This window comes from Pseudomonas sp. L5B5 (assembly GCF_020520285.1).
In the GTDB taxonomy this organism is placed as follows: domain Bacteria; phylum Pseudomonadota; class Gammaproteobacteria; order Pseudomonadales; family Pseudomonadaceae; genus Aquipseudomonas.
In genome coordinates this window covers 5,066,936-5,092,655 of the sequence record NZ_CP084742.1, presented here as the reverse complement: position 1 = coordinate 5,092,655, position 25,720 = coordinate 5,066,936, and the positions used below count along the sequence as shown (strand labels likewise).

General features: G+C 64.7%; 24 protein-coding genes. 9 read left to right on the top strand and 15 right to left on the bottom strand.

All coding sequences use genetic code 11. The features are described from left to right. Positions 1–49 precede the first annotated feature (49 nt). Positions 50–1,021 carry a helix-turn-helix domain-containing protein gene (locus LGQ10_RS23275; protein WP_226523324.1) on the top strand — a complete coding sequence of 324 codons (972 nt, stop codon included), beginning with the start codon at positions 50–52 and terminating at the stop codon, positions 1,019–1,021. 39 nt (positions 1,022–1,060) lie between these two features. Here LGQ10_RS23275 and LGQ10_RS23270 read toward each other — a convergent pair whose 3' ends face one another. Beyond that, the gene (locus LGQ10_RS23270) at positions 1,061–1,573 is read right to left on the bottom strand and encodes a nuclear transport factor 2 family protein (RefSeq protein WP_226523323.1); all 513 of its coding nucleotides are present in this window, start codon (positions 1,571–1,573) and stop codon (positions 1,061–1,063) included. Positions 1,574–1,615: 42 nt separating this feature from the next. Next, entirely contained in the window at positions 1,616–2,740 is a 1,125-nt protein-coding gene (locus LGQ10_RS23265) for an amidase (RefSeq protein WP_226523322.1), read from the bottom strand. Positions 2,741–2,927: 187 nt separating this feature from the next. On the opposite strand from LGQ10_RS23265, the gene LGQ10_RS23260 reads away from it, so the two are divergent. Continuing rightward, complete coding sequence (locus tag LGQ10_RS23260) at positions 2,928–3,407, top strand: MarR family winged helix-turn-helix transcriptional regulator (protein ID WP_226523321.1); 480 nt, start codon at positions 2,928–2,930, stop codon at positions 3,405–3,407. A 25-nt stretch (positions 3,408–3,432) separates the two neighbouring features. On the opposite strand, the gene LGQ10_RS23255 is transcribed toward LGQ10_RS23260, so the two are convergent. The 8 genes from LGQ10_RS23255 to hrpB form a co-directional block, all read right to left on the bottom strand. Next, on the bottom strand, positions 3,433–3,930 hold the full coding sequence (locus LGQ10_RS23255) for a flavin reductase (RefSeq protein ID WP_226523320.1): 498 nt from the start codon (positions 3,928–3,930) through the stop codon (positions 3,433–3,435). 11 nt (positions 3,931–3,941) lie between these two features. Further along, entirely contained in the window at positions 3,942–4,901 is a 960-nt protein-coding gene (locus tag LGQ10_RS23250) for a PDR/VanB family oxidoreductase (RefSeq protein ID WP_226523319.1), read from the bottom strand. A 47-nt stretch (positions 4,902–4,948) separates the two neighbouring features. Continuing rightward, entirely contained in the window at positions 4,949–5,689 is a 741-nt protein-coding gene (locus tag LGQ10_RS23245) for an SDR family NAD(P)-dependent oxidoreductase (protein WP_226523318.1), read from the bottom strand. Positions 5,690–5,699: 10 nt separating this feature from the next. Further along, positions 5,700–6,176, bottom strand: coding sequence for an aromatic-ring-hydroxylating dioxygenase subunit beta (locus LGQ10_RS23240; RefSeq protein WP_226523317.1), 477 nt, complete (start codon positions 6,174–6,176; stop codon positions 5,700–5,702). A gap of 14 nt (positions 6,177–6,190) precedes the next feature. Continuing rightward, positions 6,191–7,465 carry an aromatic ring-hydroxylating oxygenase subunit alpha gene (locus LGQ10_RS23235; RefSeq protein ID WP_058436386.1) on the bottom strand — a complete coding sequence of 425 codons (1,275 nt, stop codon included), beginning with the start codon at positions 7,463–7,465 and terminating at the stop codon, positions 6,191–6,193. A 59-nt stretch (positions 7,466–7,524) separates the two neighbouring features. Continuing rightward, positions 7,525–7,887 (bottom strand): hypothetical protein, encoded by a 363-nt coding sequence (locus tag LGQ10_RS23230; RefSeq protein WP_058436387.1) that lies wholly within the window; start codon positions 7,885–7,887, stop codon positions 7,525–7,527. 18 nt (positions 7,888–7,905) lie between these two features. Next, positions 7,906–9,075 (bottom strand): indole-3-acetate monooxygenase, encoded by a 1,170-nt coding sequence (iacA, locus tag LGQ10_RS23225; RefSeq protein WP_226523316.1) that lies wholly within the window; start codon positions 9,073–9,075, stop codon positions 7,906–7,908. A gap of 762 nt (positions 9,076–9,837) precedes the next feature. Further along, positions 9,838–12,360 (bottom strand): ATP-dependent helicase HrpB, encoded by a 2,523-nt coding sequence (gene hrpB, locus LGQ10_RS23220; protein ID WP_226523315.1) that lies wholly within the window; start codon positions 12,358–12,360, stop codon positions 9,838–9,840. A gap of 131 nt (positions 12,361–12,491) precedes the next feature. Between hrpB and LGQ10_RS23215 the strand changes: the two genes are divergently transcribed. Next, complete coding sequence (locus LGQ10_RS23215) at positions 12,492–12,911, top strand: polyribonucleotide nucleotidyltransferase (RefSeq protein ID WP_226523314.1); 420 nt, start codon at positions 12,492–12,494, stop codon at positions 12,909–12,911. A 22-nt stretch (positions 12,912–12,933) separates the two neighbouring features. Beyond that, positions 12,934–13,830: a cation diffusion facilitator family transporter gene (locus LGQ10_RS23210; protein WP_226523313.1), complete on the top strand. Its 897-nt coding sequence runs from the start codon at positions 12,934–12,936 to the stop codon at positions 13,828–13,830. Here LGQ10_RS23210 and LGQ10_RS23205 read toward each other — a convergent pair. After that, positions 13,824–14,891: a DUF6515 family protein gene (locus LGQ10_RS23205; RefSeq protein ID WP_058438147.1), complete on the bottom strand. Its 1,068-nt coding sequence runs from the start codon at positions 14,889–14,891 to the stop codon at positions 13,824–13,826. The two genes, LGQ10_RS23210 and LGQ10_RS23205, sit on opposite strands and share 7 nt — an antisense overlap. Positions 14,892–15,306: 415 nt before the next feature. Here LGQ10_RS23205 and LGQ10_RS23200 point away from each other — a divergent pair, with 415 nt between their 5' ends. After that, complete coding sequence (locus tag LGQ10_RS23200; protein WP_022641175.1) at positions 15,307–15,786, top strand: Lrp/AsnC family transcriptional regulator; 480 nt, start codon at positions 15,307–15,309, stop codon at positions 15,784–15,786. A gap of 127 nt (positions 15,787–15,913) precedes the next feature. After that, positions 15,914–16,123 (top strand): DUF2788 domain-containing protein, encoded by a 210-nt coding sequence (locus tag LGQ10_RS23195; RefSeq protein WP_025129274.1) that lies wholly within the window; start codon positions 15,914–15,916, stop codon positions 16,121–16,123. Here the strand turns inward: LGQ10_RS23195 and LGQ10_RS23190 are convergent. The 4 genes from LGQ10_RS23190 to LGQ10_RS23175 all read right to left on the bottom strand — a co-directional run bounded on the left by LGQ10_RS23190 (position 16,118) and on the right by LGQ10_RS23175 (position 22,656). Next, on the bottom strand, positions 16,118–16,756 hold the full coding sequence (locus tag LGQ10_RS23190) for a pseudouridine synthase (protein ID WP_226523312.1): 639 nt from the start codon (positions 16,754–16,756) through the stop codon (positions 16,118–16,120). The two genes, LGQ10_RS23195 and LGQ10_RS23190, sit on opposite strands and share 6 nt — an antisense overlap. Positions 16,757–16,990: 234 nt before the next feature. Continuing rightward, positions 16,991–18,454 (bottom strand): AMP nucleosidase, encoded by a 1,464-nt coding sequence (gene amn, locus LGQ10_RS23185; protein ID WP_058436990.1) that lies wholly within the window; start codon positions 18,452–18,454, stop codon positions 16,991–16,993. A gap of 108 nt (positions 18,455–18,562) precedes the next feature. Beyond that, entirely contained in the window at positions 18,563–20,215 is a 1,653-nt protein-coding gene (locus LGQ10_RS23180) for an acyl-CoA dehydrogenase family protein (protein WP_226523311.1), read from the bottom strand. 74 nt (positions 20,216–20,289) lie between these two features. After that, positions 20,290–22,656 carry a 7TM diverse intracellular signaling domain-containing protein gene (locus LGQ10_RS23175; protein WP_226523310.1) on the bottom strand — a complete coding sequence of 789 codons (2,367 nt, stop codon included), beginning with the start codon at positions 22,654–22,656 and terminating at the stop codon, positions 20,290–20,292. 290 nt (positions 22,657–22,946) lie between these two features. On the opposite strand from LGQ10_RS23175, the gene LGQ10_RS23170 reads away from it, so the two are divergent. Genes LGQ10_RS23170 through hemL form a run of 3 tightly spaced genes read left to right on the top strand, consistent with a single transcriptional unit; the run spans position 22,947 to position 25,702 of the window. After that, the gene (locus LGQ10_RS23170) at positions 22,947–23,744 is read left to right on the top strand and encodes a hydroxymethylpyrimidine/phosphomethylpyrimidine kinase (protein ID WP_031320583.1); all 798 of its coding nucleotides are present in this window, start codon (positions 22,947–22,949) and stop codon (positions 23,742–23,744) included. Between the two features lie 18 nt (positions 23,745–23,762). After that, on the top strand, positions 23,763–24,386 hold the full coding sequence (thiE, locus tag LGQ10_RS23165) for a thiamine phosphate synthase (protein ID WP_226523309.1): 624 nt from the start codon (positions 23,763–23,765) through the stop codon (positions 24,384–24,386). Between the two features lie 32 nt (positions 24,387–24,418). After that, positions 24,419–25,702, top strand: a complete 1,284-nt coding sequence (gene hemL, locus LGQ10_RS23160) for a glutamate-1-semialdehyde 2,1-aminomutase (RefSeq protein WP_226523308.1) — start codon at positions 24,419–24,421, stop codon at positions 25,700–25,702. The last annotated feature ends 18 nt before the right edge of the window (positions 25,703–25,720 follow it).

Sequence of the window (25,720 nt, the reverse complement as noted above, 5' to 3'; positions counted from 1 at the left end):
CGAATTGCATTCCTGTCCCAGGTTTTCCGCTGCTGGGCGACGCCAGGCCATGCTCACTCGATTCGATACCGACGATATCCGCCCCCATGAGCGCCAGGCCTTCTGGCAGGAAGTGGTGTGCGCGACCTTCGTGCCGCTGGAGTGCCGGATAGGCGCGGGGGTGGACTTCGATGGGCGGCTGCAAGCCCACGACCTGGACGTGCTGACCGTGGTCGACATTCGTGCCAGCCGCCAGCTGGTGCGCCGCGATCGCCATTGCATCTCGCGCAGCCCGGAGGAATACGTGCTCATCAACCTGGCGCAGGAGGGATGCTCGCAGGTCATCCAGGACGGCCGCGAAGCGGTCCTGGAGCAAGGGGATTTCGCCATCTACGACACTCGCCAGCCCTACGAGCTGCGGTTCTGCGGCGACTTTCACCAGACCGTGCTGCAAGTTCCCTATCAGGCCCTGCGCGAGCGCATCAGTAACATCGAGCAGTTGACCGCCCTGGCGCTGTCACGAAAAGACCCAGTGGCCCGGCTGACCTTCGACTACCTGACCGGCCTGGCCCGGCTTGACGATGACATCAGCATCGAGTCCCGGCGCCGGCTCACTCAGCAGGGCCTGGACCTGCTGGCCACGGCCCTGGCCGAGCGGGGCAAGGGCATCATCCAGCCTTCGACGCGCCGGACGGCCTTGCTGTACCGCATCAAGAATCATGTCAGGGCCAACCTCGCAGACAGCGAACTGTCCCTGACCGGTGTGGCGGCTGCCTTCGGCGTCACCCCGCGCTACATCAACAGCCTGTTCCAGGACGAGCAGGCCTCGTTCGGCCGCTTCCTGCTCGGCGCGCGCCTGCAAGCCTGTGCCGAGCAGTTGCGCAGCAACGCTCAGCAAAGTGCCCTGATCAGCACCCTGGCCTATCGCTCGGGTTTCACCGACATGGCCTACTTCAGCCGGGTCTTCAAGGCCCGATTCGGTTGCAGCGCCAGGGACTTCCGCCACGCCGCCCTGCTCGGCCCCGACGACTCCCGAGCCTGACCGGCACCCGCGTCTGGCACTCGAAGCGCTGCGAACAGCCTAGCCAGCCGGGACCGGCAACGGCATATCACTGTTCCATGCCGTGGTTGGCCGGCTGAACAGGTTTTCGGTCTGGAAATGCGCGATCCGCCAATGCCCCTCCTCCAGGGCAAAGCGCACGGTCAACCGGGCGGCGTTCAGGTGCGAGCCGGCGTCGGCGAAGGTGCTGGCCTGCAACATCATCCAGCTGCCCTGCCCCTCATCACCCTCGACCTGGATCACCTCGCTGGCCAGGAAATGCGCGTTCAAGGCAAAGTGCGCCGGGGTCTTCATGTACGTGGCGAACATCGCGCCAATCGCTTCGCGGCCCCGGTAGCCACCAAAACTTGCCGCGTACCGGGCGCCCTTGCCCTCCCACACCGCCTCGCGGGTAAACAGGCTGGCCAGCTCGTCCAGGGGTGTCCGGGCGTCTAGGCCGTCGCACAGCGTCATGTAGCGATTGATGCAGGCCCTGATCGCCTGCTGGCTTTCGAAGAAGCGCAGGCGGGCCTGCAGTTCGCGGATATCAGGCATGTGAACCTCGTATTCAGTGCTTGGGATGCGACGCCAGCGGGCTCAGAACCCACTGGCGTCATGGACGCCGAGCAACAGGCGCTGTGCCACCGCCAGCAGCTTGGCGTCCGCCCCCTTGGCGGCCACCAGTTGCAGGCCCACCGGCAATCCTTGCGCGCTGCCCAGGGGAATGCTCAGGGCCGGATGCCCGGACAGGTTGAACGGCCGAACCAGTGAGGTCATGCCCAGCACCGCCCGGGTATCGGCGGCCTCCTCCACACGCAGGGGAAAGTCCGGCATGGTCGGCAGGGCCAGTACATCGCAGCTGGCCAGCGCCTGGTCGACCTCGGCGGTAAAGCGCCGGCGCACTGCCTCGGCCTCGGCAAGGGCAAGGTCGCTGGTCTGGGCCGCGGCCGCCAGCCGACTGGCCACGTCCGCGCCCACCAGGCCGCTGGCCAGCAGGTGGCCGCAGCCCTCGAAGGTCTCGCGGTTGATAATCGCCAGGCCCGCGTCATAAGCCGCCGCGAAATGCTGAAGCTCGACATCCAGCAGGGTCAGGTCACTGGCTGCCAGCGTGTGCTGGACCACCTCCAGGATCGCCGGCGCGGCAGGAACGGGCAGTACCCCGATCCTGGCCTGGGAGGGCAGCTGGGCAGTGGCGAATGTCGGGTCGATCATGCCCATGGCGCGGATCAGCATGGGCAAGCTCGCCGCCAGGGGGCCGACACAGTCCAGGCTGCTGCGTGCCGGCATCACGCCCTGGCGGCTGACTCGGCCAAAGGTCGGCTTGAGACCGAAGACCCCGCAGCAGCAGGCCGGGACCCGGATCGAGCCGCCGGTGTCGGTGCCCAGGCTGAAGTCGGCCAGGCCAGCGGCCACGGCAGCCGCCGAGCCGCTGGAGGAGCCTCCGGGAATACGCCCCGGAAAACGCGGGTTGGCCGCCGTGCCCAGATAGCGATTGATGCCAGTGGTGCCGAACGCCAACTCATGCAGGCTGACCTTGGCGGTCAGGCGTGCTCCGGCGGCCAGCAGGTGGCTGACCACCTCGGCGTGCTGCTCGGCCAGCGGCGCCTGTTCCAGGGCCCGGCTGGATGCACGGGTGGCGGTGCCGGCAACGTCGATGGTGTCCTTGAGCATGACCCGGGGGCCGCTGCCGCCCAGGTCGAGGGACTCAACTATGATGGTCATTTTCACGTCGTCCTTTTCCAGGATCGGCAGGCGGGCCTTTCAGTGGCCGCAGCGCCTGCCGACTAGTTGAACAATCAACTGAATATTCCAGTAAAATCGCCGTGTTTCCCAGGCCGTTCGCACCACCTGGGACAGGGCATCGAACTGGCGATGATGGTGCGAATCTCCACGGACAAGCAGTGAATCGATGAGCAACCCGAAGAACACCGGTCAACCCCACCACGACCCTGCCAGCAGCGACTTTCGCAAGGAAGACTTCCCTTTCTACTGGCTGGCCCGGACCCATGGCCGCTATACCCAGAACATGGAACGCCTGCTCAAGAAGATCGACCTCGACGTGCCGCGCTGGCGGGTGTTGTGGATCCTCAAGGAGAACGGCGAGTCGAGCATTTCCGAGATTTCCACCCATGCCATCGCCAAGCTGTCGACCATCACCAAGATCGTCTACCGCATGAAGGACGACGGCCTGGTGGATACCGCACCCAGCCCCGAGGATGGCCGCGTCACCCAAGTGCGCATCACCGAGACCGGGCAGCGCGCCATCGAGCGCATGCAGGACATCACTCACGAGCTGTTCCAGCGCAGTTTCAAGGGCCTGACCCAGGCCCAGGTACAGCGGCTGAACCACATGCTGGAAGTGGTATTCCACAACCTGGAAAGCCTGTAGCCACCCGGGCCCGGCGTCCCACCGCTCAGCATGCCTTGGACCCTTCGCACACCCGATGGTAGGCCCGGTTGAAGTACACCAGCCCATCGTCGGCGACGCCGTGGCGAATGCTCTGGATCTGGCAGTAGAAGATGCTGTGGGAACCCACCTCATGCACCTGGGCGATACGGCAATCGAAGTTCACCAGGGCTTCTTGCATCACCGGGGCACCGCTTTGCAGCACGACCCAGTCGGTGGCGGCGAAACGCTCGTCCATGCTCAAGACCTTGTTGGCGAAAACGCCCGACAAGGCCTGATGAGCACCGGCCAGGACATTCACGCACAACGCACCATTGGCCTTGAACTGGGCATTGGAGTACGAAGAGCGGTTCATGCACACCAGCAAGGTGGGCGGTACGTCGGTCACGCTGCAGACCGCCGAAGCGGTGAAGCCGAAGCGGCCGGCGGGGCCATCGGTGGTGATGACCGTCACGGCGCCGCCGAGCAGGGCCATCGCATTGCGAAATTGGTTTACGTCTACCATGGTCATAACCCTCAGATATCCAGCACCAGCTTTTTCGATCGAGCCCGCGAGCAGCACACCAGGATCTGGTCGTTGGCCGCCTTTTCCTCGTCGGTCAGGTACACATCACGGTGATCGGGCTCGCCTTCGAGCACCTCGCACAAGCAGGTCCCGCATACCCCCTGCTCGCAGGAAATCTCGATCTTGATCCCGACCTGCGCCAGTGCATCGAGGATGCTCTGGCCCGCGGCCACCTGGACGCTCTTGTTGCTCCGTGCGGCGATCACCTCGAAACCCTCGCCGCGGGTATCCACCTGGACCTGGAAATACTCCTTGTGGATACGTTCCTCGGGGTAACCCTGCCCTCGGGCACCGGCGATCACCCAGTCCATGAAACCCGCCGGACCACAGGTGTACAGATGGGTGTCACCGGCGCCCTGCCCCAGCACCTGCGTCAGGTCCAGGCGTTGCTCCGTTGCCTCGTCATCGAAGTGGGTATGCACGCGGCCGGCGAACGGCGCATCGGCCAGTTCCGCGAGAAAGGCACTGCGGCTGCGCGAGCGAGCACAGTAGTGCAGTTCGAAGTCGGCCCCTTGCAGGTACAGGGTGTGGGCCATGGCAATCATCGGCGTGACGCCGATCCCACCTCCCAGCAGGATGCTGCGCCCGGCGCCCGGCATCAGGGGAAACAGGTTGCGCGGCGCGCTGATCTGCACTTCACGCCCTTCGAGCAGCATTTCATGCACGCTTTGCGACCCCCCTCGGGAAGCCGGGTCCTTCAACACCCCCAGGCGATACACCGCGCCATTGGCCGGATTCCCGCACAGCGAATACTGGCGTACCAGGCCCGGGGCGATATGGATATCGACGTGGGCCCCCGCCTCGAAAGCTGGCAGCGCCGCGCCATCGACACGCCCCAGGTCGAGGACGACCACGTCGTGTCCCTGGATCTCGCGCTTGCGCACGACGACCTTCAACAGTTGTTCATTCATGACCGCTGTTCCTCATCACAACCGGGGCGGACACCCGCCCCGGGAAATCAACGCATGAACAGGCCACCGTTCACGTCCCAGGTAGCTCCAGTGGTGAAGTAGGCCTCGGGCCGCGCCAACTGCACGATCAGGTCGCCCACGAAGTCGGCATCCCCCAGGCGCTGCACCGGGATGTTGGCCAGCAGGCCGTCCATCCGTTCGGCCGGGATCGCCGCCCTCACCGCCGGTGAGTCGATGGGCCCCGGGGCGATGGCGTTGACGGTGACTCCGCGAGCGGCGAACTCCTTGGCGAAGACCTTGGTCAGGGTGATGATCGCGCCCTTGCTCGCCGCATAATGCGCACCGGTCGCGGTACCACCGTTCTGCCCGGCCAGGGAGGCCATGTTGATGATCCGGCCGTAGCCGGCCTCGGCCAGATGGGCGCCGAGCACCTGGCAGCCCAGGAACACACTGCGCAGGTTGAGCCCCACCACGGCATCGAACTCCTCGGGGCTGATCTGCATCAGCGGCGTGGTGCTGGTCATGGCGGCGTTGTTGACCACCACATGCAGGGCACCGAAATACTCCAGCACCCGGCCCAGGGCCCGCTCGAAATCAGCCTTGCTGCCCACATCCAGCTCAAGCGCCAGCAATCGTCCTCGGCTACCTTGCAACTGCTCGGCAGCAACCTTGGCCCGCGCCAGGTCACGGTCGCTGACCACCACATCGAAGCCCGCCCCCAGCAGGCGCGCGCAGCAACGCTGGCCCAGCCCCTGGCCGGCACCGGTTACCAATGCAACTGGGTTCATGGCTGGTTCCTCACAGGATGTAGCCGATACCGGCGAGGGTATCGTCGCTGTTGATCAGGCCGACCACCTTGCGCTGGATGCGCAACCCACCCTCGGTCCGGACCAGGGTGTAGGTCAGGTTCGCGCTGTAGTGCTTGAGGGTGTCCTTGCGAAACTCGCGCAGGCTCTGCGCACAGCGCACCGTGAGGTTGGTGCCGTCATCGTCCAGCACCCGGAAGCGCGAGAGTGTGCGTACCGTGCGTGGTCGCGGGCTGGTGGAGATCGACTCGCCTCCGACCAGGCGCTGCACCCGCAGGCCGCGCATGTGGTGGTCGTCGTAAGCGTAGTTCAGGGTATTTTCGTAGTCGGTTTCCTCGGGCCTGATCGGAATGATGTAGGTGCCCTGGTCCGTCCATTGCGCCAGCCAGGCGTCGTATTCGCCGTGGTCGAGCATGTCGCCTTCCTGCCAGATGAAAGCGCTCACTTCTTGCAGCAGTTGCAGGTTCATAGGGTTCTCCAGGTTCAGGCCGACATCAGTTTTTTCCACTGCCGATACGCTGCGCGCATGCCGGTCTCGGCACTCACGTCCGAAACCAGGCCATCGGCGCTGGGCTTCTCGCCCGGCAGGCCACGGTTGAGCATGATCCACAGGTCCTCGCCAGCGCTGGCGCCTTTCTGCACGCGCTCCCAGGCTTCGGAATCGTCCGGGGTGCCGAAGCCCAGCGGTCCCTGGAAGTGTTCGTGCAGGCGCAGGCGATAGCGGTTGGCCGCGACCGGTCCACCGTCCATCGTGATCACCGCGTGGTGGATCTCGGTCTCGGTCACCGAGATCGGCTGCAGCACCCGGAAAAACGCCATCGAGCAGGCGATGTTGGGAAACAGGTTGAGGTTGAAGCCCGAGCCGCCGACGGCGCGCACGATGCGGCGCACCTGTTGTTCCTCGATGCCCTCCTCGAGCAGTTCGGCGGCCAGCTGCGCGAAGCGTCCAGGGATGGGTTTGTCGAGGTCGGCTTCCAGGTCGACCAGGTCGGGAATCATCACCATCACGCTGTGGCCGTTGCCCAGGTCCTCGACGTAGCCCGGGCCTTCGACGAAATCGAAGAGCTTCAGGGTCTGCTCGTCGACCGAGGACAGAAAGCTCTTGTGCACCAATGGGAAGTGATACGCATCGGTGGTGTTCTCCAGTTGGATCTTCCAGTTGCCGGGAAACCGGAAGCGGTGTTCGCCGGGCACCTTGATGCCGTAGCCGGCGCCCTGCTTCATGAACAGGTCGATCCATTTCTTCGCCGCGCCGAGGAAATCCTCCAGCGGCTCGATATCGTCCTTGAAGGTGGCGAAGACCATGCCGGCATAGCTTTGCACTCGCAGGCTGACCAGCGGCAGCTCGGCCTTGTCCAGGCAATCGCCATAGCTCTCCGGCTGGGGAATGCCGCGCAGCGAACCGTCCAGGGCATAACCCCAGCCGTGATAGGGGCAAACGAAGCTGTTGGTCTTGCCCTTCTTGTGTTCGCAGACCGTCGCGCCACGGTGGCGGCAGCGATTGAGCAGGACGTGGATGGCCTGCTTGCGATCACGCACCACGATCACCGGCTGCTTGCCGATGTAGGTGCTCTTGTAGCTGCCCGAATCCGGGACTTCGCTTTCATGGGCGACCCAGACCCAGGTGCTGTAGAAGATCTTTTCCAGTTCGGTATCGAACAGTGCCGGATCGGTATACAGCGACGTGTGGACACGATCGGCCTGCACCAGCCCGGCAGGGTCGAGGGCCAGGTTGACGGCGGGAATCAGGTTGCTCACGGGATACTCCTTGCCAGCGCCGAGGCTGGGCGTTCTTGTTGTGGAAGGTCTGGAGCGGCTCAGGTGCGCTGGATCACCAGTTCGCGACCGACACGCGCCTCGACCTTGGCGTAGCGCCACAGCTTGTAGGGCCCCTGGCCCACCGCGGTGGTGCGAAACAGATTGCAGGCGCCGTGCACGGTCTCGATGTCCGGCACATCGGCCAGCAGGTAGGTGGTCCAGGGATAGCCGTCGGACGGCCCGACCATGCCCTGGTCGTCATCCATGTTGCCCAGCACCCGGACCCCGGGCAGATCGTGGATGTCGTTCCACATCGCGCTGAAGGCCGCCCACACCTCGAGCTGCTCCTCGCGCGGCGCATCGAAGAAGTTCTGGTTGATGCCCATGCAGAACAGCACGCGCAAGGTCTTCCGGTCGTTCATGAGATTTCTCCCCATTGGTTACAGGTAGCCCGGGAGGGGCTGCTTGCCGAAGAACATCGCTCCGGCGTTCTGATAGGTGACATCGCCCATGAAGGCGTGCTGGGTGACCACCTGGGCATCATTGACGCAGCGGGCCAGCGGGCTGTCGTGGTAGATGCCGGTCATGCCCGAGAGCATCTGCGCATTGCGCGCCACATCGGCGGCGATGCGGGTGGCGTGGGTGGAGGACAGGCGCAGCAGGCTGATGACCTGCTGCGGCACGGGATCGCCGGCCAGCACATGGCTCCAGGCGTGCTCGATGGACTCGTAGAAGAAGGCCCGGGCCGAACGCAGCGCAGCCTCGGCCTTGGCCACGTCCACCTGGGCCAGGGGCCGGTCGGCCAGCGCCGGGGCGCCGGTCACCGAAATCCGCCCGCTGGCCATGGCCGACAGCTCATCCAGGGCGGCACGGGCGACGCCCAGGCCGACCACCGACAACACCTGGGTGGCGAAGGCCAGCGACGGGTAGCGAAAGAACGGTTCATCCAGGTTGGGCTGGCCGCCACGGACGAACGTCCAGGCCTCGTCCACCCGCACATCCTCCACCACCAGGTCGTGGCTGCCCGTGCCGAGCAAACCCACGGTGTCCCAGGTTTCCTCGATGCGCGCCTGGGCCCTGGGCAGCACCGCCAGGCGCGGCAGGTCGAGCTTGTCGCCACGGCACGGCGCAATGCCGACACCGACGATGTCGGCGCCCAGTGCGCCGCTGGAATACTTCCAGCGGCCGTTGACCTTGAAGCCACCCGCCACGACTTCGGCCGGTTGCGGCGGGAAGATGCCGCCGGCGAAGACCGTGTCGGGGTTGTCGCCGTAGATCCCGGCGACGGTCGCCAGCGGCAGCGCCGCCAGGTACATAGGGCTCATGCCGAAGCTGGCCACCCAACCCGCCGAGCCATCGGCGTGGGAGATGCGTTCGATCATCTGGCAGAACTCGCCGGGCGAGCACTCCAGTCCACCGAAACGGCGCGGCACCAGGGCGCGGTAGACACCATGGGCCTTGAACCCATCGATCACGTCTCGGGAAATGTGGCGCTGGCGATCGAACTCCCCCAGGCGGGCACGATCACGAATGGCCTCGAGCAAGGCCTCGAAGGCCGGTCCGGAGGCCAGCGCCGAGGCAGGCGCAGTACGCAGGCAAAGCGAATCCATGGATTTTCTCCGTCTCAGATGCGGTTAGGTACTAGGTGGCAGGAGGAAAAATGCCGCTTAGGCAACAAGGAGGGGCGCCAGCGAAAACCGCTGGAGAAGTGGCAGGGCCGGTCGATGGCAAGCTGGCCGCGCACGGGGGCATGAAGGGGGCAAGGCGGCATGGGCTGTCTCTCTTGTTATGGGTGCCGATGGCCAAGAATCGTGATTTTTTACGTGAAATGTCAATTGAATATTCACGCTAAAAATTCCAGATAATCTTTTTTTCAGGCCCACTCAAATCACAAGAAATATTTATCTAATTGATTTAGATCAATTTAATCAGCGTTCTTATGCTCAAAAAAAGCATAAAAAATAAAAATGAAATTCCTAAATATTATTTATATCAAAATAAATAAACGTGAAATATCCATTAAATTTCAGGCAAGGACCACCTTGTCGGCAGTCGTGAGTCGCGGCCAATCGGGGTGTTTTTCGGGCGAGCACAGCGGGCATCGAGGCGAGACAACGCCGCAGGTAATCGTGCGCAACGACCACCTTCAAAGGCATCGGTAACAACTAGGCAGTACGGGCCGCTCCTCGCTGTTCGGCGTAATGCCGTTCAGTTAAGGAAAGGGTAGGAGCGAGGCTTGCCCGCGATGGCTTTCAGAGCGCTGCGTTTATCCAGTAAACACGCGCTAACGTTAACGACCATCGCGAGCAAGCTTCGCTCCTACAGGAACTGAACAGCATTACGCTGTTCGGCGGAGGCTTCGGGGCGGCCTGTCAGGTTCCCCTGGGCTTGGCCCGGGCCGTGGCTTCGGCGACCAGCGGATCATCCGGCCAGTAGTGCTTGGGGTAGCGGCCCTTGAGGTCCTTCTTGACCTCGGCATAGGTACTGCGCCAGAAGTTCGCCAGGTCCTGGGTCACCTGCACCGGCCGGCGGGCCGGGGACAGCAGGTGCAACTTGACCACCTGGCGGCCAGCGGCGATGCGCGGAGTTTCAGCCAGGCCGAACAGCTCCTGCAGGCGCACGGCGAGGATCGGCGGCTGTTCACTGTAGTCCAGGCGGATCGAAGAGCCGGACGGCACCTTCAGGTGCTGCGGGGCCAGCTCGTCCAGGCGCTGGGGCAGCGGCCAGGGCAACAGGCCGAGCAGGATGCCGGGCAGGTCCAGGTTGGCGAAGTGGGACAGGCGCGAGACCTTGCCCAGGTAGGGTTGCAACCAGTGCTCCAGGTCCGCGAGCAAGGCGGCGTCGCTGACATCCGGCCACTGGCTTTCACCCTTGGCGTCAAGCTCCAGCTGGCGCAGCAAGGCCACCCGTGCCTGCCACTGGCGCAGCTCGGCGGTCCAGGGCAACAGTTCCAGGCCCTTGCGCCGCACCAGCTGGACCAGGGCCAGGCTGCGAGCGGCTTCGTCCAGGCCCGGCAGCGGTTCGCGACCGAGCACCAGCTCGCCCACCTTGCGCTGGCGCTCGGCCCGCAGCACACCCTCGCGCTCGTCCCAGTCCAGTTGGTCGACGTGGCGCACTTGTTCCGCCAGCACCGTATCGAACAGTCCGGGATCGAATTCCGCCGCCAGGTAGATGCGTTCTTCGCGCTGGCCCTGGCGACTGCCCAGGTCGGCGATCACCAGCCAGGGCTGCTTCATCAGGTTGTCGGCCTCGCTGAACAGCGCAGCACGGCCGTTGGCCAGGCGATACTCGGCGCCGCCCGGGCGACGCTGCTGGGCCACACGGTCGGGATAGGCCAGGGCCAGCAAGGCACCGAGCCAGCGCGGGTGCTCGGGGTCGGCCACTGCGGCATCGGCCTGGCCGCGCAGGTAACCGCGATACTGGCGCGCCAGTTGCCGCGCGCGCTGCACCCCGCCCTGGGCACCCCGGGCCGCCCGCGCTTCACCCGAGAGCAGCACCAGGCGGCTATGCAGGTCGGCGTCGGCGCCGCGCAGGATGTCCCGTTCCCCAAGCAGGGCGGCAACGTCGCAAGCCATCTGCGCCAGGCCCAGGGACTGGCCGCGCAACAGCAGATGACCGATCCGCGGATGCGCCGGCAACTCGGCCATGGCCTGGCCGTGGCGGGTCAGGCTGCCGTCAGCCTTGAGTGCCCCCAGGCGCATCAGCAGGTCCCGGGCCTGGGCATAGGCGGCAGCGGGCGGGGCATCCAGCCAGGCCAGCTGGTCGGGGGCCATGCCCCAGCGCGCCAGTTGCAGCGCCAGGCCGGCGAGGTCGGCCTGGAGAATCTCCGGGCTGGCATGGGCCGCCAGTTGCTCCTGCTGGTCCGCCGACCACAGCCGGTAGCACACGCCCGGCTCCAGGCGCCCAGCCCGACCAGCACGCTGAGTAGCGCTGGCCCGCGAGATGCGCTGGGTATCCAGCCGGGTCATGCCACTGCCGGGATCGAAGCGTGGCACCCGCGCCAGCCCGGCATCCACCACCACTCGCACGCCGTCGATGGTCAAGCTGGTTTCGGCGATGTTGGTGGCCAGCACCACCTTGCGCTTGCCCGGCGGTGCCGGATCGATGGCAGCACGCTGGGCAGCCAGGTCGAGTTCACCATGCAACGGGCAGAGCAGGATCTGCTCACGCTCACCCAGGGACTCGGCCAATTGCTGATGCACCCGGCGAATCTCCGCCTGCCCCGGCAGGAACACCAGCAGGCTGCCCGTTTCATCGTCGATGGCCTCGAGCACGGCCTGGACGACCCTGGGCTCGATGAACTCGCCGGGCTGGAACGGCCGCCCCCAGCGCTGGGCAACCGGGAACATGCGCCCCTCGCTGCGCAGGATTGGCGCATTGTCCAGCAGGGCCGACAGGCGCTCGCCTTCCAGGGTCGCCGACATCAGCAGGATCTTCAGCGGCTGCTCGTCACGGAACAGCTCGCGGCCATTGAGGCTCAGGGCCAGGGCCAGGTCGGCATCCAGGCTGCGTTCGTGGAATTCGTCGAAGATCAGCAGGCCAACGCCTTCCAGCGCAGGGTCATCCTGCAGGCGCCGGGTGAGGATGCCTTCGGTGACGACTTCGATACGCGTGCGCGGGCCGACCTTGCTGTCCAGGCGGATGCGATAACCGACGGTTTCCCCGACTTTTTCCCCCAGCTCGCTGGCCAGGCGCTCGGCGGCGGCACGGGCGGCCAGGCGCCGTGGTTCGAGCATGAGGATGGTCTGCCCGGCCAGCCAGTCCTGGTCCAGCAGCGCCAGGGGCACGCGGGTGGTCTTGCCGGCACCGGGCGGGGCTTCGAGCACCGCTTCGTGGCGTGTCGCCAGGGCGTCACGCAATGCAGGCAAAACTTCATCGATCGGCAAGGAATTCATGCTGGCTCCAAAACAGAGGCGCGAGTATAACGGCGAACTGCCTGGGGTTAGTCATGGTCTGAGTGCTGATCGGCGAGACTCGCTGCCCTACTTCATTCTTCATGTGCCTTCGTGTTTGTTAGGAGAGATCCATGCGTATTCCTTACCGTGTCGTCGGCGGCATTCTGGTGACCGCCCTGCTGACCCAGCTCACCGCCTGTGGCTCGATCTTCTTTCCCGACCGACGCGGTCAGATCGACGGCAAGATCGATCCGGTGATCGTGGCGCTGGATGCCGTGGGCCTGCTGTTCTATGTAATCCCGGGGCTGATCGCCTTTGGTGTCGACTTCGCCACTGGCGCCATCTACCTGGAGCCGGGCAAGACCGCACAGGTCGCCCCGGAGAAACTCCAGCAGGCCATTGGCGCCGACGGTAAAGTCGACAATCGCAAGTTGCAGGCCATTCTCGAACGGGAACTGGGGGGCAGCTTCCCGCTGGACGACCCACGGCTGATCCAGCACAAGGGCAGCGTGCAGCAACTAGCCCTGTACGGGTTGCAACCGGCCGCTTGAGTGCGCCACACAAGGACTGTCCATGATCGGTAACCCGGAACACGCCCGCCTCCTGCGCCTCGCCACCCGCGCCTCGGTCACCGTGGCGGGAATCCTGATCCTGACCAAGGCCGTGGCCTGGTGGCTTAGCGGTTCGGTGAGCATGCTCGCGGGCCTCACCGATTCGGTGCTCGACGGTTTCACTTCGCTGCTGAATCTGCTGGCCGTGCATTACGCCCTGCGCCCGGCGGACGATGACCACCGTTACGGCCACGGCAAGGCCGAGTCCCTGGCCGGCATGGCCCAGGCCTTGTTCATCGCGGGCAGTGCGGTGCTGATCGCCTTCCAGGCGTTCGAACGCCTGCATCACCCGGAGCCGGTCGGGGCGCCGTGGCTGAGTATCGGGGTGATCATCCTGTCACTGGTACTGACCGGCGCCCTGCTGGTGCTGCAGCACCGGGTTATCCGGGCCACCGGTTCCAACGCGGTGCGGGCCGACTCGCTGCACTACCGCTCCGACCTGATGCTCAATGGCAGCATCCTCCTGGCCCTGGCCCTGGCGGCCTTCGGCTGGCAGCAGGTGGATGCCTGGTTCGGCCTGGGGATTGCCGTGTACATCCTATGGAGCGCGATCCAGATCGCCCGGGAAAGTTTCTCGGTGCTGATGGACGAAGAACTGCCCACCGAGGTCAGCCAGCACATGCTGGAGCTGGCTTGCAGCGTGCCCGGGGTACTGGGTGCCCATGACCTGCGGACACGGATTTCCGGCAGTCGCTGGTTCGTCCAGTTGCACCTGGAGCTACCCGGCGACCTGACGCTGAGCGTGGCCCACGGCATCAGCGATCAGGCCGCCGATGCAATCCACGCGGCCTACCCGCGAGCCGAAGTGCTGGTGCACGCCGACCCGCAGGAAGTGGTCAAGGCCGCCAGGGCTCAGTAGGTCACCTGGTAGCCCCGTGAGCTCAGGCAATTGCCCTGGGCCTGGCGATAGGCCTGGACCACTTCGGGTGCGGGCCGGTAGGTCGCGCTGGCCGGATCGAAGCCGCTCTGCTGCACCGCCCAGCGATAACAGTCGTAGCGATCCTGGTCGACCTGTTGCGGTGGCTGGCCATTGAGTGGATAGGCCAGCACGTCGTAGCCATTGCCCGGCGATTGCGCTGCCGGAGGTGCAACGCCCGTGGGCGGCGCGACCACCACATACTCCTGGGTATTGGCCTCGTAGGTGTAGTAGGCGCCGGCAGCGAGGAAAAACAACGCACTGCCGATCCACACTTCCCGCGCGTAATCCGGCAGATAACCCACGCGGATGCCATGGGGAGGGCTCACCACCACGTAGCGAGTGCCCTGGGGCCGATACCAGTAGCCACCCGAGAAGAAGTAGTCCTGGCCGCGATACGGCACCCGGAAATCGCGCTCGGGGAACCGGTCGATCAGGTGGCCCGGGCGATACTGCGGCCCCGGGGCCCATCCATTGCCGCGACCATCGGGACGACCCGGCCAGCGATAGTCATTGGGGTGGTGATTGTCAGGGCGCCAGCCAGGATTACCGGCCTGCCAATGCTGGTTGTAATCGTTGCGCCGGGGGATGTCCTGGTAATAACCGCGTTTGGGTTCCTGGGTCTGGCGCACGGTATCCGGGCGCGGCTGGATCGGCAGGTTCGGGGCCGGTTGCGGCGCTGGCCGTGCTTGCTGCTCGGCTTCGTGACGAGGCCGCTCTTGCCACTGCCCATCCTGATGTTGTGGGTTGCGCTCGAACTGCCGGCTGTTGTCGCCACGGATGATCTCGTTCTGCACACGCGGTTGCTGCGGGGCCGGCTGCTGGTAAGCCGGATGGCCCTGGCTGTTCTCCCTGCGGCCTTCAGGAGCATGCTCGCGCTGGCCTCCGGCCTGCTCTCCCTGCTGGGGAGGGCGCCTCTCGTCTCGCTCATCGGCGAGCACTTGCGCGCTGACGCTCACGCACAACACACCAACACCTGCCATACGCCAGATGCGCGACTTCATGCTATTCCTCACTGCGAATTGGGGGCCTGAACATAAGACTGGAAAAAGCCCAGGGCGGTTCTGCTAGAGATTATCAGTCACGAGACTTATTTCGCAGGCAATAAAAAAGGGTGGCCCGTCGGCCACCCCTTGAGATTTTGTCCGTGCTCGGCGCTTGTGGCACCGGCTCACCTCACTCCGTCTTCTGGACAGGGTGTAGCCCGGGGGCCTGCCCAACCCGGTGGGGTTGGCGGCCGCGGCAGGCCTGATTCGGCGGGCCGCAGTGGACTGTGTGTCCGGGCAGTGATTCTGGTGATAAGGATAGGCTCGGGCCCGCGACAGAGGATTGCGAAGATTGCTTTGCAAAACAGCTCTTGCGCAATTTTTAACCCTAGATAGATAATTCGACGCAATAGTTAAGACAAAGGCCCGAATGATGAGCAAACTTGACCGCTACGACCTGAGCATTTTGGCGGAACTGCAACGCGACGCCCGCATCTCCAACCAGGAGCTGGCCGAACGCATCGGCTTGTCACCCTCGCCCTGCTCGCGCCGGGTCAAGCAACTGGAAGACGACGGCTACATCTCCCGCCAGGTCGCCCTGCTGGACCGCAAGATGCTCGGTCTGAGCCTGACCGCCTACGTGCTCATCGGCATGGATCGCCACACCCCGGAACGCTTCGAGAATTTCGAGGCGGCGATCCGCAACCTGCCCCAAGTGCTGGAGTGCAGCCTGGTGACCGGCATGGACGCTGACTACCAGCTCAAGGTGGTGGTACCGGACATGGACCACTACCAGAAGCTGCTGCTGGGCCACCTGACCCGTATCGAAGGCGTGACCAGCGTTCGCTCCAGCTTCGTGCTCAACCAGGTGCTCAACAGCACCGAACTGCCACTGACGCACCTGCGCAACTGAGCCCAGCCAGCATCAGCCGCCAGCCCCTGGCTGTGGCGACGTAACGCACGCAGATCAATGCCCGGACCGGACCGCTTGGCGTATACTCGCCCGGCTTTTTTTGTCCTGCCTGCACTGGAGATGTTCGATGGATCCAGCAGTATTCGAAGAATGGATGATGACCGGCCTGGTCAGCATCCTGATCCTTTTCATGGGTTTCATCGTCTGGGACCTGGCCAAGAAATCCAAGGCCGGACGCTTCGGCTCGTTCATCCTGTTCTTCGTTCTCGGCCTGGGCGTGGCCGCCTTCATCATCAAGAGCGTGGTGATCGGCCTGATCGAGAGCGGCGCCCTATAGCTGCGCCGGAACCTCCTTCCACTGGCCCTGATCCAGGCCCTCCAGGGTCCAGTCACCGATACGCACCCGCACCAGCCGCAGCGTCGGCAACCCTACCGCCGCCGTCATGCGCCGCACCTGGCGATTGCGCCCCTCACGAATCACCAGTTCCAGCCAACTGGTCGGCACGCTCTTGCGAAAGCGCACCGGCGGGTTGCGCTCCCACAGTTGCGGCTCTTCCAACTGGCGCGCCTGGGCCGGCAGGGTCATGCCGTCATTGAGCTGCACACCGTCGCGCAGGCGCTGCAACTGCTCGGCGCTCGGTTCGCCTTCCACCTGGACCCAATAGGTCTTGGCCAGCTTGTGCTTGGGGTCAGCAATACGGGCCTGCAATTGCCCATCGTTGGTCAGCAGCAACAGGCCCTCGCTGTCACGGTCCAGGCGTCCGGCGGGATAGACCCCGGGAATCGCGATGTAGTCCTTGAGCGTCGCCCGGCCGTCGCCGTCACTGAACTGAGTGAGCACGTCGAATGGTTTGTTGAACAGGATCAACCGCGGCTCGGCCGGCGGGGCCTTGGCGACGCGCTTGGCAGGGGATGGGGAAAACGGCTTCGCACCGGGGCGGCGGGAAGCGGGACGAGGAGGACGGGACATGAGCTAGGGAACATCTGACGATCAGGGCCGACAATGCTAGCAGGCCGTTGAAAAACTATCTGCGTTGCCATCGCTGCGCTGAAAACAGGCTGGTGCACCAGCCCGGTCAAAATGCTCATTTACCAAGCGTAAACTGCACTTTTTCGCCTGCTTTCGCCTTGCGCTGGCTGCCTCGCCTACGTTTTTCAACGGCCTGTTACTGGCCTGATCGCCAAATGACCATGGGGCGAGGTGTCAGCGGAACGGCGGCTCGTCGAAGCTGCGCAGTTTGCGCGAGTGCAGGGAATTGAGCTCGCTGCGCAGCAGGTCCACCGCCTCGATGCCGATCTTCAGGTGCTGGCTGACCGCCCGCTCATAGAAGGCGTTGGCCGCACCCGGCAGCTTGATCTCGCTGTGCAGGGGTTTGTCCGAAACGCACAGCAAGGTGCCGTAGGGAACCCGCAGACGATAACCCTGGGCGGCAATGGTGCCGCTTTCCATGTCCACCGCCACGGCCCGGGACAGGTTGATCAGTGGCCGTTCCTCGGCCCAGCGCAATTCCCAGTTGCGGTCGTCGTAGGTCAGCACGGTACCGGTGCGCAGGCGCTTCTTCAGTTGCTCGCCCTTCTCCCCGGTGACGTTGGCCGCCGCCTCTTGCAGCGCCAGCTGGACTTCGGCCAGGGCCGGGATCGGGATGTTCGGCGGCACCACGCGATCGAGGATGCCGTCGCGGCGCATGTAGGCATGGGCCAGCACGTAGTCACCAATGGTCTGGGACTGCCGCAGGCCGCCGCAGTGGCCGATCATCAGCCAGCAGTGGGGACGCAGCACGGCCAGGTGGTCGGTGATGTTCTTGGCATTGGATGGACCGACGCCGATGTTCACCAGGGTCACGCCGTGGCCATCGCTGGCCTGCAGGTGATAGGCCGGCATCTGGTAGCGATGCCAGACCACCCCGGCGGCAATCGCCGAGGCTTCGCCGTGGTCCATGCCCTTTTCAATGATCACGTTGCCCGGCAACACCATGCGCACGAAACGCGGGTCGTTGCGCAGTTGCTCCAGGCCATGGACGATGAACTGGTCGACGTAGCGGTGGTAGTTGGTCAGCAGGATCCACGGCTGCACATGGCGCCAGTCGCTGCCGGTGTAATGCACCAGGCGACGCAGGGAGAAATCCACCCGCGCGGCGTCGAACAGCGCCAGCGGCAGCGGATTGGCGTTTTCCCAGTTGTACAGGCCGTCGGCGATGCCATCGGTGGCGGCCGACAGGTCGGTGCTCGGGAAAACCCGGGCCAGGGCCGCGGCGGTCACGCCGGAGCCGGCCAGTTCATCGCCCTGCTCCACGACGTAGGGGTAGGGAATGTTCTGCTCGCTCACACCCACTTCCACCGTCACGGTGAAATCGTGCATCAACGGCTCCAACTGCTCGAGCAGGTAATTGCGGAAAGCCGCTGGATGGGTGACGGTGACGCTGTAGGTGCCTGGCAGCTGGACCTTGGCGTAGGCCCGGGTGGTCTGCGGCACTTCGCCCTGGCAGTGATAGGTCAGGCGCAGTTCGGGATAACGGAACAGCGCTCGCTGCTCGGCATTCGGCTCGATGCGGTCCTTGAGGTAACGCTTGAGCGCCTGGCTCAGCGCCGTGGTGGCCTGCTCATGCAAAGCAGCCAGCCGGTCCACGGCTTGTTCGGCGGATTGAACGACAATAAAAGCTTCGGTCACGATGAGCACCCTGTGTTCTGATCTTGCAGGCGTCCATCTTGCCTGCAACCTCGTCCCACGGGAACAGTGGCATGGTGGTCGGGGCCGGTGAACCGGCCCCGACGAAGCTCAGAAACCCTGCGGAGTGGAACGGGCAACGATGGCGGCCACATCCAGTCCACGCGGCAAGGTGCCGTAGACTCGCGCGCCCTGCCCTCCCAGGCGACTGGCGATGAAGGCGTCGCTCACCGTTTCATTGCCGGCCTCCAGCAACAGCTTGGCTTGCAGCCCCAGGGCGATGTCCTCGGTCAGCTGGCGAGCACGGTACTGGATATCGTCGGTGTCCTTGAAGCTCTCCTTCAATCCAGCGATATGGCTGGCCAGGCGCCGGTCGCCATGGCCGTCACCCAGCTCGGCGAACAGCACATCGAGCACCCCCGGCTCCTTCGACAGAGCCCGCAGCACATCCAGGCACTGGACGTTGCCCGAACCTTCCCAGGTGGAGTTCACCGGCGCTTCCCGGTACAGGCGCGGGAGGATGCTGTCCTCGACATAACCGGCCCCGCCCATGCACTCGGCAGCCTCGTTGATCATCGCCGGGGCACGCTTGCAGATCCAATACTTGCCCACGGCCGTCACCAGCCGCGAGAACTTCGCTTCCTGGACGTCGTCCTGGTGATCCAGGGCCCGCCCCATGCGCATGCTCAGGGCCAGGGCCGCTTCGCTTTCCAGGGCCAGGTCGGCCAGCACGTTCTGCATCAATGGCTGCTCACTGAGCACCCGGCCACCGACGCTGCGATGGGCACAGTGATGGCTGGCCTGGGTCAGGGCCTGGCGCATCAGTGAGCTGGAACCCACCATGCAATCGAAACGGGTCATGGCCACCATTTCGATGATGGTCGGCACGCCGCGCCCTTCCTCGCCGACCATCCAGGCCAGGGCACCGCGAAACTCCACTTCGCTGGAGGCGTTGGACTGGTTGCCCAGCTTGTTCTTCAACCGCTGGATGTAGAACTGGTTGCGGCTGTCATCCGGGCGATGACGCGGCAGCAGGAAGCAGCTCAGGCCCTTGTCGGTCTGGGCCAGGGTCAGGAAGGCATCGCACATCGGCGCCGAACAGAACCACTTGTGCCCGACCAGCTCATAAGCCTGCCCCGGGCCCGTGGCGCCCACCGGGTAGGCCCGGGTGGTGTTGGCGCGCACGTCGGTGCCACCCTGTTTCTCGGTCATGGCCATGCCGATGGTCAACCCGGCCTTGTGCTGCATGCCGACGTTGCGTGGGTCGTACTGGGTGGCGAGGATCTTCGGCAGCCACTGCTCGGCGATGTCCGCTTGCAGCTTCAGTGCCGGCACACAGGCGAAGGTCATGGTCAGCGGGCAACCGCTGCCGGCCTCGGCCTGGCTGTGCAGGTAGGTCATGGCAGCCCGTGCCACGTGTGCACCCGGCTGTGGATCGGTCCAGGGCAGCGAGGTCAGGCCACCCTCGATCGCGGCCTGCATCAACTGGTGGTAGGCCGGATGGAACTCCACCAGGTCGATCCGGTGGCCGAAGCGGTCATGGCTGGTAAATACGGGCTTGTTCTGATTGGCCAGGAACCCCGCCTCCATCAACGGACCGCCGGCCAGGGCACCATAGGCATCGACCCGGGACTCGGCCCAGCCGGCGCCGAACCGGTGCATCCACTGCTGCAACGGCAGGTCGATCCGATAGAGGTTGCTACCGTCCAGGGCAGGCGGCTGGTTGGTGACTTCGTGGGTTTCAGCGAACTGGTGGAGGTTCATAGCGGGGCTCCTTCAGGGTGTGCCAAGACCCCAGTTAAGCACCCGCCTCCCGTTGAACAAAGTGGCATATACGCCTAAATATCGGCGCTTTCGCCTTGTTCTTCGAGCAATACATATTTGACCAGTACCGCCTGCAATGCCTCGAACTTCACCGGTTTGCCCAGGTAATCGGCACCGGAGCCGGCAATGCAGCCCTCTGTACCGGGCATGCACGCCAACAGGACCGGCAAACGGGCATAACCCGGCAACGCCTGGGCCTGGAGACGGAACGCCCCCAATTGCGCGGGGCTGATGTCACCCTCCACCAGCACGGCGCTGATGGCCTCGCGCCCCAGCACTTGCAAGGCATCCGTAGGGCTGGCGACGGTACGCACCCGGTACCCCAGCTTGAGCAACATGCCCCGCAGCACCAGCTGATTGACGTCGTTGTCATCGATCAGCAGCACGGTGCAATCCTGGGGCAGGCGCCGCGGGCGTGTCGCCGGCGAGCGTGCGACAGGCTCCTGGCAGTCGAATTGCACATGCAGGCGGAAGCAGCTGCCATGGCCTGGGGTCGACTCGTGAGTCAGTTGCCCACCCAGCAATTCCACCAGTTGCCTGCAGATCGCCAGGCCGATGCCCAAGCCGCCGTATTCACGGGTCATGGAACCATCGAGCTGGAAGAAGCGCTGGTACAGGGTGGCCTCATCCAGGTTGATGAAGCCGATGCCGCTGTCGATCACCTCGAAGGTCAGGTTCAGTCGTCCCGCTGGCGCGGCCCGGTTGACGACGCGCAAGACGACTCCGCCGCTGGGGGTGAACTTGATCGCGTTTTCCAGCAGGCATTCCAGGCAGTGGCTGAGCTTGCAGCGATCCCCTAGCAGGCGGTCGGGCAGGCCGGTGCCCAGATCAACCTGGAAGGACAGCGACTTGTTCGCCGCACTGGCCCCGAACTGGGTCTGCAAGGCGCTGAGCAGCGAGCGCAGGCTGAACGGCTGGCACTGCGCAGTGAGCTTGCCAGCCTGCAATTCGGTCAGGGTGAGGATGCCGTTGACCATGCGCATCATGTCGCGGGCGGAACCGGCGGCGGTCTGCTGGTACTGTTCCAGTTCAGGGTCCAGCTCCAGGGTCTGCATCAATTCCAGAGAGCCGATGACACCGTTCATCGGCGTGCGCAGTTCGTGGGTCAGGGTGGCCAGGAATTCATCCTTGAGCCGGTTGCTGTGGGCCAGCTGCTGGTTCAGCACCTCCAGTTTCTGCCCGGCCTCCAGCAAGGTCTGGGCCTGCTGCTCGCGCATCGAGTTGATCCGGTCGGCCAGGGCCAGGGACAGCAGCGCCACCTCGATCGCCGAGCCGATCTGGCTGGCATACATGGTCAGGAACACGTTCGGCAGGTAGCCCAGGACCATCAGTGTGTTGATCACCCCGCCGAACAGGAAGGCCGACCAGGCGATGATGAAGTAGCGCGCCACCCGCAGGCCGCGGCACCAGGCAACGATGCCCGCCACGTAGATCACCACGGTGAAGACCAGGGCCAGGGTGGTGGCCAGGCGCAGCGCCAGGGCGTAGCTGGTCATCAGCGACAAGGCCATGACCAGGGCGCCGAATCCCATCAGCGCCAGCAGTATGCGGTCGACCCAGGGACTGTGCTGGGAAGTCTGCAGGAAGCTGCGGGCGAACTGGCTGCCGAACAGGCCGGCCGAACCGATGAAGAAGGGCGTGGCGGCATTGGCCCACCAGGGATTGTCGGGCCAGAAGTACTCCACCGCGGCACCGTTGACCGAGAGCTGGTACAGGCCGAACGAAGCTATATAGACGATGTAGTAGAGGTAGCTGGTATCACGCACGCTGAGGTAGATGAACAGGTTGTACACCAGCATCCCCAGCAGCACCCCGTAGATCAGCCCGAGCACATACAGCCGTACCGGCTGGGCCTCGAGATAGGCGGTGCCGGACCAGAGACTCACCGGGGCCTGGATCGAACCCTCGCTGGCCAGGCGCAAGTAGACCGTCTGGTGTTCGTGGGGAGAGAAATTCAGGTTGAACAGGTAGTTGTTCTGGCGGATCTGCCGGCTGTCGAAGGGCAAGGCATCGCCGGTACGCCCGGCCAGGCGGTAACCACCTGCTTCGTCGGGGACGTACAGGTCCAGGTGATCCAGGGGCGGATAGGCCAGCTCCAGCAACCAGCTGCGTTGTGCGGCCGGATTCGCGGGACGGTAGTCCAGGTCGATCTTGAGCCAGAATGCCGAACGCGAGTAGCCGGCATTGAGCGTGTCCTTGTCATGGGCCTTGAAGTACCCGGCCAAAGCACCAGAGCTGACATCGGCGATCGTCGCCTGGCCACCGGTGTCCTCGAGGACTTGCATCGCGCGGCCCAGGGGCAGGCGCTGGGTGAACTCGTCGAACTCGACGGCACCGGCCAGCATCGGCAGGCTCAACAGCAACATCAGCAAATAGCGCATTAAAGCCCCGGCGTGGCTTGTCCGGTTGTGTCAGGAAGTCCCCCATTTCCCTTGAGTAGACGTCAACCAGCATGACCTGTTATTGGTTTGAAACCACTCTAGCATAGCCGCTGATGGCCATTGAACACCATTGCGAATTTTAGTCTAAAGGCTCTAGAACGGGCATTTCAGCGCAATCCAGCGAGCTAGAGCTGTTGCCTTGGTCAGGTTCCCCGCCCCGGAGCAAGCGCCGTGGCACATTCCACGCCAGGCGCCGCGCAAAAAAGCGTTTGGTGGTAAGCTCGCCGCCCATGAATACCTACAGCTCCCGCCCCGTTGTCCTCTGTCTCTCCGGCCACGACCCTAGTGGCGGCGCCGGCTTGCAGGCAGATATCGAAGCCCTGCTGGCCCAGGGTTGTCATGCAGCTCCGGCTGTCACCGCCCTGACCGTGCAAGATACGGTCAACGTCAGCGATTTCCGCGTCCTGGATCGCGAGTGGGTACTGGCCCAGGCCAATGCCGTGCTCAATGATTCCACGGTGGCCGCGGTCAAGCTGGGCATGCTCGGCTCCCTGGAAATGGTCGACACCGTGGTCGAGCTGCTCCAGGCGCACCCGCACCTGCCGCTGGTCTGCGATCCGGTGCTGCGCGCCGGCGGCGGTGGCCGGCTGGGCAAGGACGAAGTGGGTTACGCCATGCGCGAACGCTTGCTGCCCCTGGCGACCATCGCCACCCCCAACCTCCCCGAAGCCCGGATCCTGGCGGAACTGCCCGAGGGCACCGCCGACCAGTGCGCAGAAAAACTCCTGCCCTACATCAAGCACCTGCTGATCACCGGCGGCCATGGCGACGAACACGAAGTGCACAACCGCCTGTACAGCCGCGATGGCCTGCGTGAAACCTATACCTGCCAGCGCCTGCCAGGCAGCTACCATGGTTCCGGCTGCACCCTGGCCAGCGCCCTCGCCGGCCGCCTGGCCCAGGGCGAGCACTTGGCCAGCGCCGTGAAAACGGCCCTGGACTACACCTGGCGGACCCTGCGCGACGCCGAACAACTGGGGCGTGGCCAATTCGTCCCGCGCCGCCTGCCGCTGGATTTCTGCTCGTAATGTCATGAGGCCCGCCCAATGAAACTACGTGGTCTGTACGCCATCACCGACAGCCAGCTGTTGGCCGGCAAGTTCCAGGAATATGTAGAGGCAGCGCTGGAAGGCGGTGTCACCCTGCTGCAGTACCGCGACAAGAGCGACGACCAGGCCCGCCGCCTGCGGGAAGCCGAAGCCCTGCTCGGCCTGTGCGAGCGCTACAAGACCCACCTGATCATCAACGATGACGCCGAGTTGGCGGCTCGGATCGGTGCCGGCGTACACCTGGGCCAGACCGACGGCCCACTGACACCGGCCCGGGCCCTGCTGGGCCGCCAGGCGATCATCGGCGCCACCTGTCACAGCCAGCTGGCGCTGGCCGAGCAAGCGGCCCGGGAAGGCGCCAGCTATGTCGCCTTCGGTCGCTTCTTCAACTCCACCACCAAGCCCGGCGCGCCCACTGCCAACCTGGAGCTGCTGGACCAGGCCCGGGCCAGCCTGCAACTGCCCATCTGCGTAATCGGCGGCATTACCCTGGATAACGCAGCGCCGCTGGTCAGCCATGGCGCCGACCTGCTGGCCGTGGTCCACGGGCTGTTCGGCGCCGACAGCGCCGAGCAGGTAACCCAACGCGCCCGAGCCTTCAATGCCCTGTTCGATCGTTGAATAGTCAATTGCTGATTTTTGAGAGCCCTGCCATGTCTCGTTCCGAAACCCTGTTTGCCAACGCCCAGAAACACATTCCCGGTGGCGTCAACTCGCCAGTCCGGGCCTTCCGCAGCGTGGGCGGCACTCCGCTGTTCTTCAAGCACGCCGAAGGCGCCTACGTCACCGACGAAGACGACAAGCGTTATGTCGACTATGTCGGCTCCTGGGGCCCGATGATCCTGGGCCACAGCCACCCGCAGGTGCTGGATGCGGTACGCAAGCAGCTGGAGCACGGCCTGTCCTACGGCGCACCGACCGCCATGGAAACCGAGATGGCCGACCTGGTGTGCTCCATCGTGCCGTCCATGGAGATGGTGCGCATGGTCAGCTCCGGCACCGAAGCCACCATGAGCGCCATCCGCCTCGCCCGTGGCTACACCGGCCGTGATGCCATCATCAAGTTCGAAGGCTGCTACCACGGCCATTCCGACAGCCTGCTGGTCAAGGCCGGTTCCGGCCTGCTGACCCAGGGCGTACCCAGCTCGGCCGGGGTACCGGCGGACTTCGCCAAGCACACCCTGACCCTGCCGTTCAACGACCTGGACGCCGTGCAGAAGATGCTCGCCGAGACCGGCAAGGACGTGGCCTGCATCATCGTCGAGCCCGTGGCCGGCAACATGAACTGCGTGCCCCCGGCTCCCGGTTTCCTCGAAGGCCTGCGCGAGCAGTGCGACAAGCATGGCGTGGTGCTGATCTTCGACGAAGTGATGACCGGCTTCCGGGTCGCCCTCGGCGGCGCCCAGGCCCACTACGGCGTAACCCCGGACCTGTCGACCTTCGGCAAGATCATCGGTGGCGGCATGCCAGTGGGCTGTTTCGGTGGCAAGCGCCAGATCATGGAGCACATCGCGCCGCTGGGTGCGGTCTACCAGGCCGGTACCCTGTCCGGTAACCCGCTGGCCATGGCCGCAGGCCTGACCACCCTGCGCCTGATCAGCCGCCCGGGCTTCCACGCCGAACTCAGCGACTACACCAGCCGTCTGCTCGATGGCCTGCAGCAACGCGCCGATGCCGCCGGCATCCCGTTCGTCACCACCCAGGCGGGAGGCATGTTCGGCCTGTACTTCAGTGGCGCCGATGACATCGTCACCTTCGATGACGTGATGTCCAGCGACGCGAACCTGTTCAAGCGCTTCTTCCACCTGATGCTCGAAGGTGGCGTATACCTGGCGCCAAGCGCCTTCGAAGCGGGCTTCACCTCGATCGCCCACGGCGAGACCGAGCTGAAGCTGACCCTGGATGCTGCAGAACGCGCCTTTGCCGCGCTGAAGTGAATCGACTCGACGGACGCA